The organism is Streptomyces zingiberis, from assembly GCF_012034935.1.
Classification (GTDB): Bacteria; Actinomycetota; Actinomycetes; order Streptomycetales; family Streptomycetaceae; genus Streptomyces; species Streptomyces zingiberis.
The window spans coordinates 1-16,815 of the sequence record NZ_JAATEN010000011.1 but is presented as its reverse complement, the minus strand read 5'-3'; the positions used below and the strand labels follow the sequence as shown (position 1 = coordinate 16,815).

The window sequence follows — 16,815 nt, the reverse complement described above, 5'->3', positions numbered from 1 at the left end:
CCCCCGGTACATCCCAGTACGTCGGCGGCCACGACGGCGTTCACCGCTCCGCGCCTCCGGTGGGCGCGCCGGCGGCTCCCCGCCGCTCACGCGCCAGGCCGGCGCGGCGCAGCAGGACCGCCTGGCGCACGTAGTCGAGCCCGGTGAGGACGGTGAGCGCCACGGCGACCGCCATCATCCAGAAGCGCAGGGTGGCGAGCGGCCCGGTGAGCACCAGGACGTACAGGCCGACCGCCGTGCCCTGGGCGAGGGTCTTCAGCTTCCCGCCGCGGCTGGCGGGGATGACACCGTGCCGGATCACCCAGAACCGCAGCAGGGTGATGCCCAGCTCGCGCAGCAGGATCACACCGGTGACCCACCAGGGCAGATCACCGAGTGCGGAGAGGCAGATCAGCGCCGCCCCCATGATCGCCTTGTCGGCTATCGGGTCGGCGATCTTGCCGAAGTCGGTGACGAGGTCGTACCGGCGGGCCAGATAGCCGTCGAAGAGATCGGTGATCATGGCGACCGCGAACGCGGCCCAGGCCAGGGCGCGCCACAGCGGGTCGTAACCGCCGTCCTGCAGGATCAGCAGGACGAAGCCCGGGACGAGCAGCAGCCGGATCATCGTGAGCACATTGGCGATGTTCCAGAGGCCGGCCTGGCGCGCCGTCACCGCGGTCGCGCCCGCCGGGGCAGCCGCGTGGGGCCGGGGCCGGCCCTGGCCACCCGCCGCGGAGGCGGGTACCCCGGTCATGTGCCCGCCCCCTCGGTACAGGGCGCGCCACCCTCCGGCGCCCGCCCCGAGAGCGCCGGTACCGGCTCCGCGACCAGGTCCACCCCCTCCGCCGCCACGACCTTCGCCTCGACCAGCCGGCCGGGGACGAGCCCGCCGGAGCCGGTCAGCAGCGTCTGCCCGTCGGTCTCCGGCGCCTGGTGCGCGGCCCGGCCGACGGCCCCGGCAACCCCCTGCGCGAGCTCGGCGCCGCCGGCCCCGCCCTCGTCACCGACGGATTCCACCAGGACGTGCACGCTCTCGCCGATCCGCTCCTCGGCCCGCTGCGCGGTCAGCTCCTCCGCGAGCCGGGAGACATGTGCCAGGCGCTCGGCGACGGTGTCCTCGTCCAGCTTCGCGCCGTAACCGGCCGCCTCGGTGCCCTCCTCGTCGGAGTAACCGAACACACCGATGGCGTCCAGCCGCGCGGCGGTGAGGAAGCGCTCCAGCTCCGCCACGTCCTCCTCCGTCTCGCCGGGGAAGCCGACGATGAAGTTGGACCGGACGCCGGCCAGCGGGGCGCGGGACCGGATGGTCTCCAGCAGCTCCAGGAAGCGCTCGGTGTCCCCGAAGCGGCGCATGGCGCGCAGCACGCCGGGGGCGGAGTGCTGGAAGGAGAGGTCGAAGTACGGGACCACTCCGGGGGTGCCGGTGAGGACGTCGATCAGCCCGGGGCGCATCTCGGCGGGCTGCAGATAGCTGACGCGCACCCGCTCGATGCCCTCGACACCCGCCAGTTCGGGCAGGAGCGTCTCCAGCAGCCGGATGTCGCCGAGGTCCTTGCCGTAGGAGGTGTTGTTCTCGGAGACGAGCATGACCTCCTTGACGCCCTGCCCGGCGAGCCAGCGGGTCTCCGCCAGGACGTCGGCCGGGCGGCGGGAGACGAAGGAACCGCGGAACGAGGGGATGGCACAGAACGAGCAGCGGCGGTCACAGCCGGAGGCCAGCTTCACCGAGGCGACGGGGCCGGTGCCCAGCCGCCGGCGGAGCGGCGCGCGGGGGCCCGAGGCCGGGGCCACCCCGGGTGGCAGATCGGCGGGCGCGGACGGCGGCAGTTCTCCGTGACCCGGCAGCGCGACCTCGGCTCCCTGGCGCTCGACGGGGCTGATGGGCAGCAGCTTGCGGCGGTCCCTCGGGGTGTGGGAGGCGTGGACCCCGCCGCCGAGAATGGTGCGCAGCCGCTCGGAGATGTCGGCGTAGTCGTCGAAGCCCAGCACGCCGTCCGCCTCGGGCAGCGCCGAGGCCAGCTCCTTGCCGTACCGCTCGGCCATGCAGCCCACGGCCACGACCGCGCGGGTACGGCCCTCGCCGCCGGCGGCCGCCGCCTTGAGGTCGTTCGCCTCCAGGAGGGCGTCCACCGAGTCCTTCTTCGCCGCCTCGACGAACCCGCAGGTGTTGACGACGGCGACATCCGCGTCGGCGGCCTCCGGGACGAGCTCCCATCCGTCCGCCGCGAGGCGGCCTGCGAGCTCCTCCGAGTCCACCTCGTTACGAGCGCAGCCAAGGGTGACCAGTGCGACGGTACGGCGTTCGGGCATGTGCTCAGCGTACTTTGTCCGGCGGACACGCCCACCCGCAGGCCTGGGGACGCTCCGGGACACGCCCGGCAGCCGGAGGGCCGGAGAGTGGCGCGAGCCGCGCCGGACGGTGGCAGCCCGCGGCGGCGCGTCGTTCAGCCGGCCTGGGGGTCGCCCTTGGTGTACGTCAGCCGCTGGACCTCACCGGGCTTGTAGTCGTCCTTGACCTCCTTGCCGTTGACGTACAGCTGTACGGCACCGGCGTTGCCGAGGATCAGGTCGATCTGCTCCTCGTCGGTGAAGGTCCTGGAGTCGCCCTCCTGGAGAACGCCCTGGTGGAGCACGGTTCCGTTGTGATCCTTCGCCAGGATCCAGCTGGACCCGTCCTCGGCGGTCAGCTTGACCGTGACCTTGTCCGCGGGGGCCGCGGCGATCGCCGAGTCGGAGGGCTCCGGCTTGGGGTCGGCGGGCTTGGTGTCGCTGGGCTGCGGGCTCGGGCTGCTCGTGGCGGAGTCACCGGCGGCCGGGGCGCCCTTGCCCTCGTCCCCGTCGCTGACCAGCGTGAAGCCCACGAAACCGATGACGGCGACGATCGCGGCGACCATGGCGGCAGTCCAGTTGGGCCGGCTCGGCTCGGGGCGGATGCGCTCCGCCTCGAAGAGCGGGGCCGCCGGGGTGGGCTGCGGCCGGCCGCCGTGCTCGGCGTCGAACTGGTCGACCAGGGCGGCGGCGTCCACACCGACCGCCCGGGCCACGGCCCGGATGTGCCCGCGGGCGTAGACGTCCCCGCCGCAGGGCTCGTAGTCGTCCTGCTCGATCGCCTGGATGATGGGGACGCGCACCCGGGTCACCGCACTGACCTGGTCCACGGTGAGTCCCGCGTCGAGGCGGGCCTGCTGGAGCGCGCGTCCGACGGAAGGCCGGTCGTCTGCGGGGGAGTTGCCCAAGGACACGGGGAGGCCTTTCGAGCTGTAGCCACCTGCTGGAAGTTCAGTCTAGAGGGGGTGCGAAAGGGCGCGGCAACCGGGCGGGCCGGGTTGTACGCCAACGGGACGGCCGCCCGGCGGTCGCACACACCCGGCCGGCTCACCCGATGTGACGCGGCAACAGGCGAAACGGTTGCACCACACCTCTCTCAGGAGTGATTCTCCCCACGGATCGCCGCCAGCACTCCATCCAATTCGTCCGCCTTCACCAGCACGTCACGCGCCTTGGAACCCTCGCTGGGGCCGACCACCCCGCGCGATTCCATGAGGTCCATCAGCCGCCCCGCCTTGGCGAAGCCCACCCGCAGCTTGCGCTGGAGCATCGAGGTGGACCCGAACTGGGTGGAGACCACCAGCTCCGCCGCCTGGCACAGCAGGTCGAGATCGTCTCCGATCTCCTCGTCGATCTCCTTCTTCTTCCCCGAGCCGGTCGTGACGTCGTCCCGGAAGACCGGGGCCATCTGCTGCTTGCAGTGCGCGACGACCGCCCGGATCTCGTCCTCCGTGACGAAGGCGCCCTGCATCCGGGTCGGCTTGCCCGCGCCCATCGGCAGGAACAGCCCGTCCCCCTTGCCGATCAGCTTGTCCGCGCCCGGCTGGTCGAGGATCACCCGGCTGTCGGCGAGGGAAGAGGTCGCGAACGCCAGCCGGGAGGGGACATTCGCCTTGATCAGGCCGGTGACCACGTCCACGCTGGGCCGCTGGGTGGCCAGCACCAGGTGGATGCCGGCGGCGCGCGCCAGCTGGGTGATGCGGACGATCGCGTCCTCCACATCCCGCGGGGCGACCATCATGAGGTCCGCGAGCTCGTCCACGATCACCAGCAGATACGGGTACGGCTGCAGCTCCCGCTCGCTGCCCTCCAGCGCGGTGACCTTCCCCGCGCGCACGGCGGTGTTGAAGTCGTCGATGTGCCGGAAGCCGTACGCCGCCAGGTCGTCGTAGCGCAGGTCCATCTCGCGGACGACCCACTGCAGCGCCTCGGCGGCGCGCTTGGGGTTGGTGATGATGGGGGTGATCAGATGCGGGATGCCCTCGTAGGCGGTGAGCTCGACCCGCTTGGGGTCGACCAGCACCATCCGCACGTCCTCCGGCGTCGCCCGCACCATCACCGATGTGATGAGGCAGTTGATGCACGACGACTTGCCCGAGCCCGTCGCTCCCGCGACCAGGATGTGCGGCATCTTCGCGAGGTTGGCCATGACGTAGCCGCCCTCGACGTCCTTGCCGAGCGCCACCAGCAGAGGGTGCTCGTCCCCCGCCGCGTCGGCCAGCCGCAGCACGTCACCGACGTTGACCATCTCCCGGTCGGTGTTCGGGATCTCGATGCCCACCGCGGACTTGCCCGGGATGGGGCTGATGATCCGGACGTCGGGGCTGGCCACCGCGTAGGCGATGTTCTTGGTCAGCGCGGTGATCCGCTCCACCTTGACCGCCGGGCCGAGCTCCACCTCGTAGCGGGTGACCGTCGGGCCGCGGGTGAAGCCGGTGACCGCGGCGTCCACCTTGAACTCGGTGAAGACGGTGGTCAGCGATGCCACCACGGCGTCGTTCGCGGCGCTGCGGGTCTTCCCCGGGCCGCCGCGCTCCAGCAGGTCGAGCGAGGGCAGCGCGTAGGTGATGTCCCCGGAGAGCTGGAGTTGTTCGGCCCGCGGGGGCAGCGGCTCGGCGGGCTCGGGAGCCTGGCGCGTCAGATCCGGCACGGACCCCGTCCCGGTGGACGTCCGGCCGGGCGCCCCGCCGGACACGGCCGCACCGGAGGCCCCGCCGCCCCGCCCACGGCCGGCCGGCTCGGGCCGGGGCGCGTCCGGCGCGGCGTCGGCCGTCCCCGCCTCACGCGCGCCGGGCAGCTCCGCGGAGCGCTCGCCGGCGACCCCGTGGCTCAACCCGGCCACCAGCGGCGAGGGCTGCACACCGTGCAGGACGGCGCCGTCCACGGAGGTCGCCGCGGCGGCGGCCACGTCCACCGCCTCCGAGGAGCGGCCGCCCTGCTGCCCGCCCGGCGCGCGCCGGGGCTTGCGGCGGCGGGCGGGCGCGTCCTGCTCCGCCGGTCCGGAGCGGGAGGCACCGCGGCGCGCCGGGGGCTCCAGGTGCTTCCGCCACTCCTGGTCGTACTCCGCGTCGTCGGGGGTCAGCAGGCGTTCCGGGGCGGGCTCCAGGACCCCCAGCCGCTCTCCGAGCAGCCGCAGCCGCTGCGGTACCGCGTTGACGGGGGTGGCCGTGACGACGAGCAGCCCGAAGACGGTGACCAGCACCAGCAGCGGCACCGCCAGCACCTCGCCGACCGTGAAGATCAGCGGCTTGGAGGCGGCCCAGCCGATCAGCCCGCCGGCGTCCCGGATCGCCTCGGTGCCCTCCCCGCGCCCCGGGGAGCCGCACGCCATGTGGACCTGGCCCAGGACCCCGACGGCCAGGGCGGAGAGCCCGATGACGATCCGCCCGTTGGCCTCCGGCTTCTCCGGGTGCCGGACGAGCCGCACGGCGACCGTGCCCAGCAGGAGCGGAGCCAGCAGGTCCAGCCGGCCGAACGCTCCGGTGACCAGCATCTCGACCAGGTCACCGACCGGCCCCTCCGGGCTGGACCAGGTACCGGCCGCCACGACGAGCGCCAGCCCCAGCAGCAGCAGGGCCAGCCCGTCCTTGCGGTGCGCGGGATCGAGATTCGCCGCACCGCGCCCCAGCCCCCGCACCAGCGCGCCGACGGTGTGCGCGAGGCCCAGCCACAGCGCGCGCACCAGGCGCCAGAGGCCCCCCATGGCGGACGGGGCCGGCCGGGCCGGGGGCTTCCGCGCGGCCGGCCGCTTGGCCGCGGCCTTCCTGGCAGGGGCGTTCCTGGCGGGAGCCTTCCGCGCGGGCGGCTTACGGGCGGCGCCCGCTCCACGGCCGCCGCGCGCCTGCGGGGTGCCCGCTGTGCCCTGGGAACCCTTGCCGGACGTACGTGAGGCCATGGGCCGAGGTTACCGGTGCGCGGCGTTGCGGACACGCGTGCCCACCGGTTCACCCGTTCGTGTCGCAATCAGCCGCGCGGGCGGCACCGGTGACGCGGCGTGAGCGGCGTCAGTCGACCGGCGGGATCACCCCGGACCCGCCCGCGCCCGGCTCCAGGGCGTCCAGCGCGCGCCGCAGGCCGGTGAGTTTGCGCTCCAGATGCGCCGCCGTCGCCACCGCCGCCGCGTCCGCCGAGTCGCCGAGCTGCTTGGAGAGCGCCTCCGCCTGTTCCTCGACCGCGGCCAGCCGCGCCGACAGCTCCGCGAGCACCCCCGTGGGCTCGGCCGTCCGGCCGGGCTCGGGGCGGGCGCCGTCCAGCTGCGCCCGCAACAGTGTGGCCTGCTCACGGAGCTGGCAGTTCTTCATGTACAGCTCGACGAAGACGGATACCTTCGCCCGCAGGACCCAGGGGTCGAAGGGCTTGGAGATGTAGTCCACGGCGCCCGCCGCGTACCCGCGGAAGGTGTGGTGGGGGCCATGGTTGATGGCCGTCAGAAAGATGATCGGGATGTCGCGGGTCCGCTCCCGCCGCTTGATGTGTGCCGCGGTCTCGAAGCCGTCCATCCCCGGCATCTGGACGTCCAGCAGGATGACCGCGAAGTCGTCCGTCAGCAGCGCCTTGAGCGCTTCCTCCCCTGACGATGCCCGCACCAGTGTCTGATCGAGCGCGGAGAGGATCGCCTCCAGCGCCAGCAGATTCTCCGGCCGGTCATCGACCAGGAGGATCTTGGCCTTCTGCACCATGGCCCGTCCTCCTCGCCCCGGCGCGGTGTCTCCCCTGCTCGATGAGCGCGGGGAAGCACCATAGGCCACCCCGGGGGACGACTCCCTTACGCCGCCCGTCCTTGTGCCGGTCATGGTAACCGTACCCCGCCCGTCGCCACACCCTGTCACCGGGATGTCACTGTGCACGCAGCGGAAACGTCCCGTGGGACGGGAAAGTTCCCCGGCCACGGCGCTCCCACACCGGCGTCCCCCCGTCAGTCGGTCCTGGGCCGCATCCACTGCTCCATCACCGTCAGCAGATGGTCGGGGTCCACGGGTTTGGTGACATGGTCCGAGGCGCCCGCCTCGATGCTCTTCTCCCGGTCCCCCTTCATCGCCTTGGCGGTCAGGGCGATGATGGGCAGTCCGGCGAACTGCGGCATCCGGCGGATCGCCGCCGTCGTGGCGTAACCGTCCATCTCCGGCATCATGATGTCCATCAGCACCAGCACCACGTCGTCGTGCTGCTCCAGGACCTCGATCCCCTCGCGCCCGTTCTCCGCGTACAGCACGGAGAGCCCGTGCTGCTCCAACACGCTGGTCAGCGCGAAGACGTTGCGGATGTCGTCGTCGACGATCAGCACCTTCCGCCCGCGGAAGCCACCGCCGTGGCGCTGCAGCGCCCCCTGGCCCCCGGCGGGCCACAGCTCCCGCGGTGCCGGACGGGGCTCCTCCGCGGGCTCCTCCCGCACCGGCTCCGACGCCGGTGCGGGTGCCGGCCGGCGCACCGCCGCGTCATGCCGGCCGCTCTCCAGGGCGCGCCGCGGGGTGGCACGGTGGAGCGCCGGCCGTTCGGCGGGCGCCCCCTCTCCCGTCTCCGCGCCCTCTCCCGGCACCGCGGGCTCGGGCAGCGGCGCGGGGAGCTCCCGGGGACCGCGGATCGCTCCCGTGGCCCCCGGGGTGAGCTGCGGGTAGCCCTGCGGCGGCAGGTCGACGGGGTTGAGCGGCAGATAGAGCGTGAACGTCGAGCCGCGGCCCGGTTCGCTCGCCGCGTAGATCTCCCCGCCCAGCAGCCGGGCGATCTCCCGGCTGATGGAGAGTCCGAGGCCGGTGCCGCCGTACTTGCGGCTGGTGGTGCCGTCCGCCTGTTTGAACGCCTCGAAGATGACGCGCATCTTGCTCGCCGCGATACCGATGCCGGTGTCCGTGACGGAGAAGGCGATCATCCGCGCGTCCACCTCCTGCAACGAGCCGCTCTCCAGCAACTGCTCCCGGATCGGATCCGGGACGTCGCCGCCGGCCGGGCGGATGACCAGTTCCACCGCCCCGCTGTCGGTGAACTTCACGGCGTTGGACAGCAGGTTCCGCAGCACCTGCAACAGCCGCTGCTCGTCGGTGTGCAGGGTGCCCGGCAGCTCCGGCGAGACCCGGACGGAGAAGTCCAGGCCCTTCTCGGCCGTCAGCGGCCGGAACGTCGCCTCGACGTAGTCCACCAGCTGGACCAGCGCGATCCGGGACGGGCTGATGTCCATCTTCCCCGCCTCGACCTTCGACAGGTCGAGGATGTCGTTGATGAGCTGGAGGAGATCGGAACCGGCCCCGTGGATCGTCTCGGCGAACTCGACCTGCTTCGGGGAGAGGTTGCCCTCGGCGTTGTCCGCGAGCAGTTTCGCCAGGATCAGCAGCGAGTTGAGCGGGGTGCGCAGCTCGTGCGACATGTTCGCCAGGAACTCGGACTTGTAGCGCATGGAGACCGCGAGCTGCTCGGCCCGCTCCTCCAGCACCTGCCGTGCCTCCTCGATCTCGGTGTTCTTCACCTCGATGTCGCGGTTCTGACGGGCCAGCAGCTCCGCCTTCTCCTCCAGTTCGGCGTTGGACGCCTGGAGGGCCTTCTGCCGGTTCTCCAGCTCCTCGGAACGGTCCTGCAACTGCTCCGTCAGCTCCTGGGACTGCTTGAGCAGCACCTCGGTCTTGGTGTTGACGCTGATGGTGTTGACGCTCGTGGCGATCATCTCCGCGATCTGCCTCAGGAAGTCCTTCTGGATCTGGGTGAAGGGCTGGAACGAGGCCAGCTCGATCACACCGAGGACCCGGCCCTCGAAGAGCACCGGAAGGACGATCACATGCGCCGGCGGGGCCTCGCCCAGCCCCGAGGAGATCTTGAGGTAGCCGGGCGGCGCGTTCTCGACCAGAATCGCGCGCTTCTCCTCCGCCGCCGTGCCGATGAGCGACTCCCCCGGCCGGAAGGACGTCGGCATGGCCCCCATCGAGTAGCCGTAGGAACCGATCATGCGCAGCTCGTACGAGCCCTCGTCGTCGATGGCCGCGACCTCCGTGGACTCGGAGTCGGCCGGAGCGGCGAGGAAGAACGCGCCGTGCTGCGCGGAGACCACGGGGGTCAGCTCGCTCATGATCAGCCGGGCGACGTCGGCGAGGTCGCGCCGCCCCTGCATCTGGCCGGAGATCCGGGCGAGGTTGCCCTTCAGCCAGTCCTGCTCCTTGTTGGCGAGGGTGGTCTCGCGGAGCGTGGCGATCATCGTGTTGATGTTGTCCTGGAGCTCCAGGATCTCGCCCGCGGCGTCGACGTCGATCTTGAGGTTGAGGTCGCCCCGGGTCACCGCCGCGGCAACGGCGGCGATCGCCCGCACCTGGCGGGTGAGGTTCCCCGCCATCTCGTTGACCGCCTCGGTGAGGTCGCGCCAGGTGCCGTCCACGTTGCGTACCCGGGCCTGACCACCGAGCTGCCCCTCGGTACCCACCTCACGCGCCACGCGCGTCACCTGGTCGGCGAAGGAGGAGAGCTGGTCCACCATGGTGTTGATGGTGGTCTTGAGTTCGAGGATCTCGCCCCGGGCGTCCACGTCGATCTTCTTCGTCAGGTCGCCCTTCGCCACCGCGGTCGTCACCATCGCGATGTTGCGGACCTGGCCGGTCAGGTTGGACGCCATCGAGTTCACGGACTCGGTGAGGTCCTTCCACGTGCCGGCGACACCGGGCACCCGGGCCTGCACCCCGAGGATGCCCTCCGTGCCCACCTCCCGGGCCACCCGGGTCACCTCGTCGGCGAACGAGGAGAGCGTGGTCACCATCGTGTTGACGGTGTCGGCGAGCTGCGCCACCTCGCCGCGCGCCTCGACGGTCACCTTCTTGGTGAGGTCGCCGTTGGCCACCGCCGAGGACACCTGGGCGATGTTGCGGACCTGGATGGTGAGGTTGTTCGCCATCAGGTTGACATTGTCCGTCAGGTCCTTCCAGATGCCCGACACGTCACGCACCCGGGCCTGGCCGCCCAGCTGCCCCTCCGTGCCCACCTCGCGCGCCACCCGCGTCACCTGCTCCGCGAACGACGACAGCGTGTCCACCATCGTGTTGACGGTGGTGACCAGGGCGAGGATCTCGCCCTTCGCGTCCACGGTGACCTTCTGCGACAGGTCGCCGTTGGCCACCGCCGTCGTCACCTGCGCGATGTTCCGCACCTGCGTCGTCAGGTTGTTCGCCATGCCGTTGACGGACTGGGTGAGGTCCTTCCAGGTGCCGGAGACGCCCTTCACCTCCGCCTGGCCGCCGAGGATGCCCTCGGTGCCCACCTCCCGGGCCACCCGCGTCACCTGCTCCGCGAACGAGGAGAGCTGGTCCACCATCGTGTTGAGGACGTTCTTCAGCTCCAGGATCTCCCCGCGGGCGTCGACGTCGATCTTCTGGGAGAGGTCACCGCGGGCGACCGCCGTGGCGACCTGCGCGATGTTGCGGACCTGGGCGGTGAGGTTGCCCGCCATCCCGTTCACGGAGTCGGTGAGGTCGCGCCACACCCCGGCGACGCCCGGCACCTGGGCCTGTCCGCCCAGCCTGCCCTCGGTGCCCACCTCCCGGGCCACGCGCGTCACCTGGTCGGCGAACGCGGAGAGCTGGTCCACCATCGTGTTGATGGTGTTCTTCAGCTCCAGGATCTCGCCCCGCGCGTCCACCTCGATCTTCTGGGACAGATCACCGCGCGCGACGGCCGTCGTCACCTGCGCGATCTGACGCACCTGTGAGGTCAGGTTCCCGGCCATGAAGTTGACGGAATCGGTCAGGTCCTTCCAGGTGCCGGAGACCCCGTCCACCCGCGCCTGCCCGCCGAGCCGGCCCTCCGTCCCCACGTCCCGGGCCATCCTGGTGACCTGGTCGGCGAAGGAGGAGAGCTGGTCCACCATCGTGTTGACGGTGTTCTTCAGCTGGAGCATCTCGCCGGAGACGTCGACGGTGACCTTCTGCGACAGGTCGCCGTTGGCCACCGCCGTCGTCACCTGCGCGATGTTCCGCACCTGACCGGTGAGATTACGGAACGCCGTATTGACGGAATCCGTCAGATCCTTCCAGGTGCCCGCCGCGCCCGGGACCTGCGCCTGGCCACCCAGCTCACCCTCGACCCCGATCTCCCGCGCCACGCGCGTCACCTCGGCGCCGAAGGCGGACAGCTGGTCCACCATCGTGTTGACCGTGTTCTTCAGCTCCAGCATCTCGCCGGAGACGTCCACGGTGACCTTCTGCGACAGGTCACCGTTGGCCACCGCCGTCGTCACCTGCGCGATGTCCCGCACCTGACCGGTGAGATTACGGAACGCCGTATTGACGGAATCCGTCAGGTCCTTCCAGATGCCGGCCGCGCCGGGCACCTGGGCCTGCCCACCGAGCTCGCCCTCGGCGCCGACCTCGCGCGCCACGCGCGTCACCTCGTCGGCGAAGGTCCGCAAGGTCTCGGTCATGGTGTTGATCGTCTCGGCGAGCTGGGCCACCTCGCCCCGCGCGGTCACCGTCACCTTCTGCGACAGGTCGCCCTTGGCGACCGCCGTGGTCACCAGGGCGATGTCCCGCACCTGGCCCGTGAGATTGCCCGCCATGAGGTTGACGGAGTCCGTGAGGTCCTTCCACACGCCCGCGACCCCGGGCACCTGGGCCTGCCCACCGAGTTCGCCCTCGGTGCCCACCTCACGCGCGACGCGCGTCACTTCCGAGGAGAACGCGGAGAGCTGATCCACCATCGTGTTGACGGTGTTCTTCAGCTCCAGCATCTCACCGGCCACATGGACGGTCACCTTGCGTGACAGGTCACCCTTGGCCACCGCCGTCGTCACCAGGGCGATGTCCCGCACCTGCGCGGTCAGCCGGTACGCCATCGTGTTGACGGAGTCCGTGAGGTCCTTCCAGGAACCGGAGACCCCGCGCACCTTGGCCTGGCCGCCCAGCTTGCCCTCCGTGCCCACCTCGCTGGCCACCCGCGTGACCTCGTCGGTGAACGCCGACAACTGGTCCACCAGGCCGTTGACCGTGCGGCCGACCTTCAGGAACTCCCCCCGCAGCGGGTGCGTGGCCCCGCCCGGCCCCTGCCAGCGAAGATCCATCCGGTGTTCGAGATCGCCCTCCGCGACCGCCGACAGCACCCGGCCGACATCCGACACCGGCCGCACCAGATCGTCCACCAGCGCGTTCGCACCGTCGATCGCGGTGGCCCACGAGCCCTTACAGGACCCCGTGTCCAGCCGCTCCGTGAGCTTGCCCTCCCGGCCCACGACCCGCCGGACGCGGGCGATCTCCCCGGTCAGATGCTGATTGCGGTCGGCGACCTCGTTGAACACGGTGGCGATCTCCGCCATGATCCCGTCTCCGGAGACGCTCAGCCGTTTCCGGAAGTTTCCGTCCCGCATCGCCGTCAACCCGGTGAGCAAGCGGTCCAGCGCCGCCGTGTCCACCTCGGTCGTCCCGCCGCCACGGGAGCCCCCGCTCTTCGCGCGCGTCCTGGTGCTTCGCGCAGCTGCGCCCGACTCCACCGTGCCCTCCTGCAGGATCGACCGTACTCCCCGGTTCAGTAAGCCTGCCCAGTGTTTCACCCCGTCCCAACCAGGCCATAACAGTTCGGCAGCATCGCACACCGTCCGACGGCACTCTCCGGGGGGAATCACCCGCGACCGGCATCCTCGCGGACGGCGAAGGTAAGTAACCTTGCATGCGGCTGTCCACCTCCGGCCGATCCGCCGGAGGCGCAGCACGTGAGTCAGAGGCCCGGATGCGCCGCGGCCGCGGGCCGTCCGGCCGTAGGGAGTGGAATGAAGGAGCGGGGCGACAGCCTGGTCCGACGGGACGGCACGGGCGGTGACGACGGCCCTCCGCCCGGGGGCCCCGACGGCACCGCGTTCGCCGGTGCCCCGGCCGTGCCGCCGATGCGGGTGACCGAGGGCGGGGACGGCGGCTCCGTCCCCGCCCCGCTTCCGGCCCTGGCGGTGGTCACCGCCCAGGCCACGGCCACCTTCCCGCCGGTCGGCCGCTCCGTCGCCGGCGCCCGCGCCTTCGTCCGGGACACCCTCCAGGGCTGGGGGCACTCCGACATCGTCGACGACGCCGTCGTCCTCACCAGCGAGCTGGTCACCAACGCCGTGGTCCACGCGGGCACCGCCGCCGACGTCCTCTGCCTGCGCACCGACCGGGGCGTGCGCGTCGAGGTCGCCGACCGCTACCCGGAACGCGACGTCCCCCTGCAGTTCAACGCGGCCCAGGCCGCCAATCCCGACCGTGAGGGCGGTCGCGGCCTGATGCTCTGCGGAGCCATCGCCACCAGCTGGGGCGTGGAGTACAGCGCCACGCACAAACAGGTCTGGTTCCAGCTCGACCTGCCCGAGCGCCCCGCGGGCACCCGCTCCGCCGGCCCGGCCCTCCCCGTCGACGCCCTGCCGGTCGCCGACTCCCGGGTCCGGGTCGCCGTGGTCCAGCTCGACGGCGACGGCGCCGTCAGCTCCTGGAACGAGGACGCCGAGGTCCTCTTCGGTCACGAGGCGGCGAAGGCGCTGGGCCGCCGGCTCACCGACTTCGCCGCCTGGCCGCACACCCCCGGTACGAGCACCGGCATCGCCGAGGCGCTCCAGCTCTCCCGCTGGGAGGGCTCCTACGGCATCCGGGCCGCCGACGGCCGGGTCGTCCCCGTCTACGCCGCCCACCTGCGGGTCCGGGACGCGGCCGGGGCGCCCTCCACGGTCTGCCTGCTGGTACGCGATCACGAACGCGCCGTGCTGCAGACAGCCTCGCGCCCCACGGGTTCCGGCGGTGACGCCACCGCCCCGGGCGACCGGCCGGGCTCGGCCACCGACCCCTTCGAGGTCTTCATCGGCTCCCCGGCCCCGGACGACCTCGACGGTCTGCTGCAGCGCACCGTGGAGCGCGCCCGGGACATGCTCGACGGCGACGCCGCCTACCTCCTCCTCGCCACCGACGACGAGACCGAGCTCGAGGTCCGCGCCTCCACCGGGCTCCCCTCGGCGCGCCAGCGCTTCGCCCGCGTCCCGGTCGAGGCCGGCACCGGACGGTACGGCTCCGCCCGGATGCCCGCGGTCCACGAGGACCTCACCGTGGTGCCCGGCGCCGTACCGCTCCTCGCCGGCACCGGGATGCGCTCCGTCGTCACCGTCCCCCTCAAGGTGGAAGGGCGGCTGACCGGTTCGCTGGGCGTGGCCGCCGAGGCGGCCGGCCGCTACAGCAACGAGGAGGCGCTGCGCCTGCAGTTCGCGGCCGACCGGATCGCCCTGGCCGTGGAACGGGCCCGCCTCACCGAGCTGGAGCGGCTCCGCCGCGGCTCGCTCTCCTTCCTCGTCGAGGCCTCCGACCTGCTCGCGGGCACCCTCGACCGGGACCAGACCCTCGCGCTGATGGCCCAGATGACGGTCCCGACCCTCGCCACCTGGTGCGCCGTCTACACGGTCGGCGACCAGTCCGCCGAACCCGAGCTCTCCTACGTGCTCCACGAGGACGAGGACCGCATCGACGGCCTGAAGACCCTGCTGGGCAAGGTCGCCCCGCCCGATCCGGTGCCCACCCCCGGCGCCCGGGTGTGGACGGCCCCCAGCGACGCCGCGCACTCCTCCGCGCTCCGCAGTTCTCTGCGGAACGTCGGCCTCGGTGACGATTCGGGTGCCACGCACGGCCCCGGCCCCTCTCTCGCCACGGCCTCCGCGGTGGGCGGCGAGACGGTGGTGCTGCCGCTGGTCGCCCGCAACCGCGTGATCGGCATGCTCACCCTCGGAAAACCCTCCGACGAGCACTTCCGCCAGGAGATCCTCGAACTGGCCGAGGATCTGTCCCGCCGGGCCGCGCTCGCGCTGGACAACTCCCGGCTGTACTCCGAGCGCACGGCCATCAGCCAGTCCCTCCAGCGCAGTCTGCTCCCGCCGGAGCTGCCCGATGTCCCGGGCGTGGAGGTGGAGGTGATCTACCGTGCGGCCGGGGAGGGCAACGAGGTCGGCGGGGACTTCTACGACCTCTTCCCGATCCGGGACGGCGCCTACGGCTTCGCCATCGGCGACGTCTGCGGCACCGGCCCGGAGGCCGCCGCCGTCACCGGCCTCGCGCGGCACGCCCTGCGGCTGCTCGCCCGTGAGGGCTTCGGCGGCCCCGCCGTGCTGGAGCGGCTCAACGCCGCCATCCTGGACGAGGGCGCCCGGAGCCGCTTCCTCACCCTGCTCTACGGCGAGTTGTGGCCCCAGGAGGACGGCAGCGCGCTGCTCAAGGTCGTCTGTGCGGGCCATCCGCAGCCCCTGCGGCTGCGGCAGGACGGAACGGTGGAGACCGCCGCGGAGCCCCAGCCGCTGCTCGGCGTGATGGACGATCTCGAACTGCACGAGGAAACCGTCACCTTGTCCCCCGGCGACGTCCTGCTCTGCGTGACGGACGGCGTGACGGAGCGCCGCGAAGGCCTCCGCATGCTCGGCGACGACGGCCTGGCCGCCGTCCTGGCGACCTGCACGGGGCTGACGGCGGGCGCGGTCGCCGCCCGCGTGCTCCGTGCCGTCGAGCGCTTCGCCGCCGAGCCGGCGTCGGACGACATGGCCATCCTGGCCCTCCGCGTCCCGGAGCCGCGAGCCGAACCCGGCTCCGGCTGACCGGCCCGGCCGTTCCGGGTTCCCCGGACAGCACGAAGGCCCCCGCCATGTGACGGGGGCCTGCGCTGTTCGAGCCCCAATACGGAATCGAACCGTAGACCTTCTCCTTACCATGGAGACGCTCTGCCGACTGAGCTATTGGGGCGCGTCGACGGAGTCGATCATACCCGAGCGCGGGAGTGCGTCCGACCACTCCCCCGGGGACGCGGCAGCGAACCCAGCAGGCCGCCCAGCGCGTTGCAGGCGGACACCACCCGCTGCAACTCACGCCGGCCCAGCTGGGCCCCGGCCGGCAGGGCCAGACAGGCATCGGCGGCCCGGTCCGTCTCCGGGAGCGGGCCCCGGACGGAACCCTCCTCGCGGAAGTCCCGCGTCCGGTGGACGGGGGTCGGCACGGGCACCCGGCAGGGTATGCCCTTGCCTCGCAGCAGCAAGGCGAACGCGTCCCGGTCGGGCCGGCCGTTGCCAGGTACCCGGACGACGTACTGGTGGTAGGTGTGCCCGGCACCGGGAAGCACCCGTGGCGTCTCCACCCCCTTGAGACGCGCCGTCAGATAGGCGGCGTTCGCCTGCCGGCGCAACGTGTCCGCCGCAGGGCTCTCGTCTTCCTCCTGGTCGAGCAGGAGCAGGCCGTGGCGCCGGGCCACCTCCCCGAGGCGGGCCAGATCAGCACGGTGCCCGAACCGGTGGACGGGCACGATGGCGGCCGTACGGGCGGTGACGGCGCCCGCCGCCTCGTCCGGTGAGAGACAGTAGGTGTCGGCGCCGATGTCCGCGAACACCGCTGTGGCACCGGACGACCGGACGGCCTCCGCCACCTCGGCCGCGACGAACGACGGCACGATCACCTCGTCACCGAGGCCGATGCCGGAACCGGTCAGAGCCCGCTCAAGTCTCTCCGCAACACGTCCCATGCGCACGATGGTGCGGGGCGGAGGTGAATTCCCGGTGACCCGGAGCAC

8 protein-coding genes and 1 tRNA gene are annotated in these 16,815 nt (G+C 72.1%); 1 reads left to right on the top strand and 8 read right to left on the bottom strand.

The window, feature by feature from the left end; all coding sequences use genetic code 11:
• Positions 1 to 40 precede the first annotated feature (40 nt).
• The 6 genes from pgsA to HCK00_RS15590 form a co-directional block, all read right to left on the bottom strand.
• Positions 41 to 736 (bottom strand): CDP-diacylglycerol--glycerol-3-phosphate 3-phosphatidyltransferase, encoded by a 696-nt coding sequence (gene pgsA / locus HCK00_RS15615; RefSeq protein WP_168102559.1) that lies wholly within the window; start codon positions 734 to 736, stop codon positions 41 to 43.
• Positions 733 to 2,292 carry a 30S ribosomal protein S12 methylthiotransferase RimO gene (gene rimO / locus HCK00_RS15610; RefSeq protein ID WP_168102558.1) on the bottom strand — a complete coding sequence of 520 codons (1,560 nt, stop codon included), beginning with the start codon at positions 2,290 to 2,292 and terminating at the stop codon, positions 733 to 735. The genes pgsA and rimO overlap by 4 nt, the downstream gene beginning before the upstream one ends.
• Positions 2,293 to 2,426: 134 nt before the next feature.
• Entirely contained in the window at positions 2,427 to 3,224 is a 798-nt protein-coding gene (locus tag HCK00_RS15605) for a helix-turn-helix domain-containing protein (RefSeq protein WP_168102557.1), read from the bottom strand.
• Between the two features lie 182 nt (positions 3,225 to 3,406).
• Complete coding sequence (locus HCK00_RS15600) at positions 3,407 to 6,205, bottom strand: DNA translocase FtsK (RefSeq protein ID WP_168102556.1); 2,799 nt, start codon at positions 6,203 to 6,205, stop codon at positions 3,407 to 3,409.
• A gap of 109 nt (positions 6,206 to 6,314) precedes the next feature.
• Positions 6,315 to 6,989: a response regulator gene (locus tag HCK00_RS15595; protein ID WP_168102555.1), complete on the bottom strand. Its 675-nt coding sequence runs from the start codon at positions 6,987 to 6,989 to the stop codon at positions 6,315 to 6,317.
• A gap of 236 nt (positions 6,990 to 7,225) precedes the next feature.
• A complete protein-coding gene (locus tag HCK00_RS15590) occupies positions 7,226 to 12,757 on the bottom strand; it encodes a HAMP domain-containing protein (RefSeq protein WP_168102554.1) in 5,532 nt (1,843 codons plus the stop codon).
• A gap of 390 nt (positions 12,758 to 13,147) precedes the next feature.
• Here HCK00_RS15590 and HCK00_RS15585 point away from each other — a divergent pair, with 390 nt between their 5' ends.
• Positions 13,148 to 15,853 carry a SpoIIE family protein phosphatase gene (locus HCK00_RS15585; protein ID WP_168102690.1) on the top strand — a complete coding sequence of 902 codons (2,706 nt, stop codon included), beginning with the start codon at positions 13,148 to 13,150 and terminating at the stop codon, positions 15,851 to 15,853.
• A 72-nt stretch (positions 15,854 to 15,925) separates the two neighbouring features.
• Here the strand turns inward: HCK00_RS15585 and HCK00_RS15580 are convergent.
• Positions 15,926 to 15,998 (bottom strand) — tRNA-Thr (locus HCK00_RS15580).
• 16 nt (positions 15,999 to 16,014) lie between these two features.
• Positions 16,015 to 16,767: a DegT/DnrJ/EryC1/StrS family aminotransferase gene (locus HCK00_RS15575; RefSeq protein WP_168102553.1), complete on the bottom strand. Its 753-nt coding sequence runs from the start codon at positions 16,765 to 16,767 to the stop codon at positions 16,015 to 16,017.
• Positions 16,768 to 16,815 lie beyond the last annotated feature (48 nt).

Excerpts from the sequence above, each read along its gene's own strand:
- rimO (WP_168102558.1), bottom strand. The coding sequence starts at position 2,292 with ATGCCCGAACGCCGTACCGTCGCACTGGTCACCCTTGGCTGCGCTCGT.
- HCK00_RS15595 (WP_168102555.1), bottom strand. The coding sequence starts at position 6,989 with ATGGTGCAGAAGGCCAAGATCCTCCTGGTCGATGACCGGCCGGAGAAT.
- HCK00_RS15585 (WP_168102690.1), top strand. The coding sequence starts at position 13,148 with ATGCGGGTGACCGAGGGCGGGGACGGCGGCTCCGTCCCCGCCCCGCTT.
- HCK00_RS15600 (WP_168102556.1), bottom strand. The coding sequence starts at position 6,205 with ATGGCCTCACGTACGTCCGGCAAGGGTTCCCAGGGCACAGCGGGCACC.
- pgsA (WP_168102559.1), bottom strand. The coding sequence starts at position 736 with ATGACCGGGGTACCCGCCTCCGCGGCGGGTGGCCAGGGCCGGCCCCGG.
- HCK00_RS15575 (WP_168102553.1), bottom strand. The coding sequence starts at position 16,767 with ATGGGACGTGTTGCGGAGAGACTTGAGCGGGCTCTGACCGGTTCCGGC.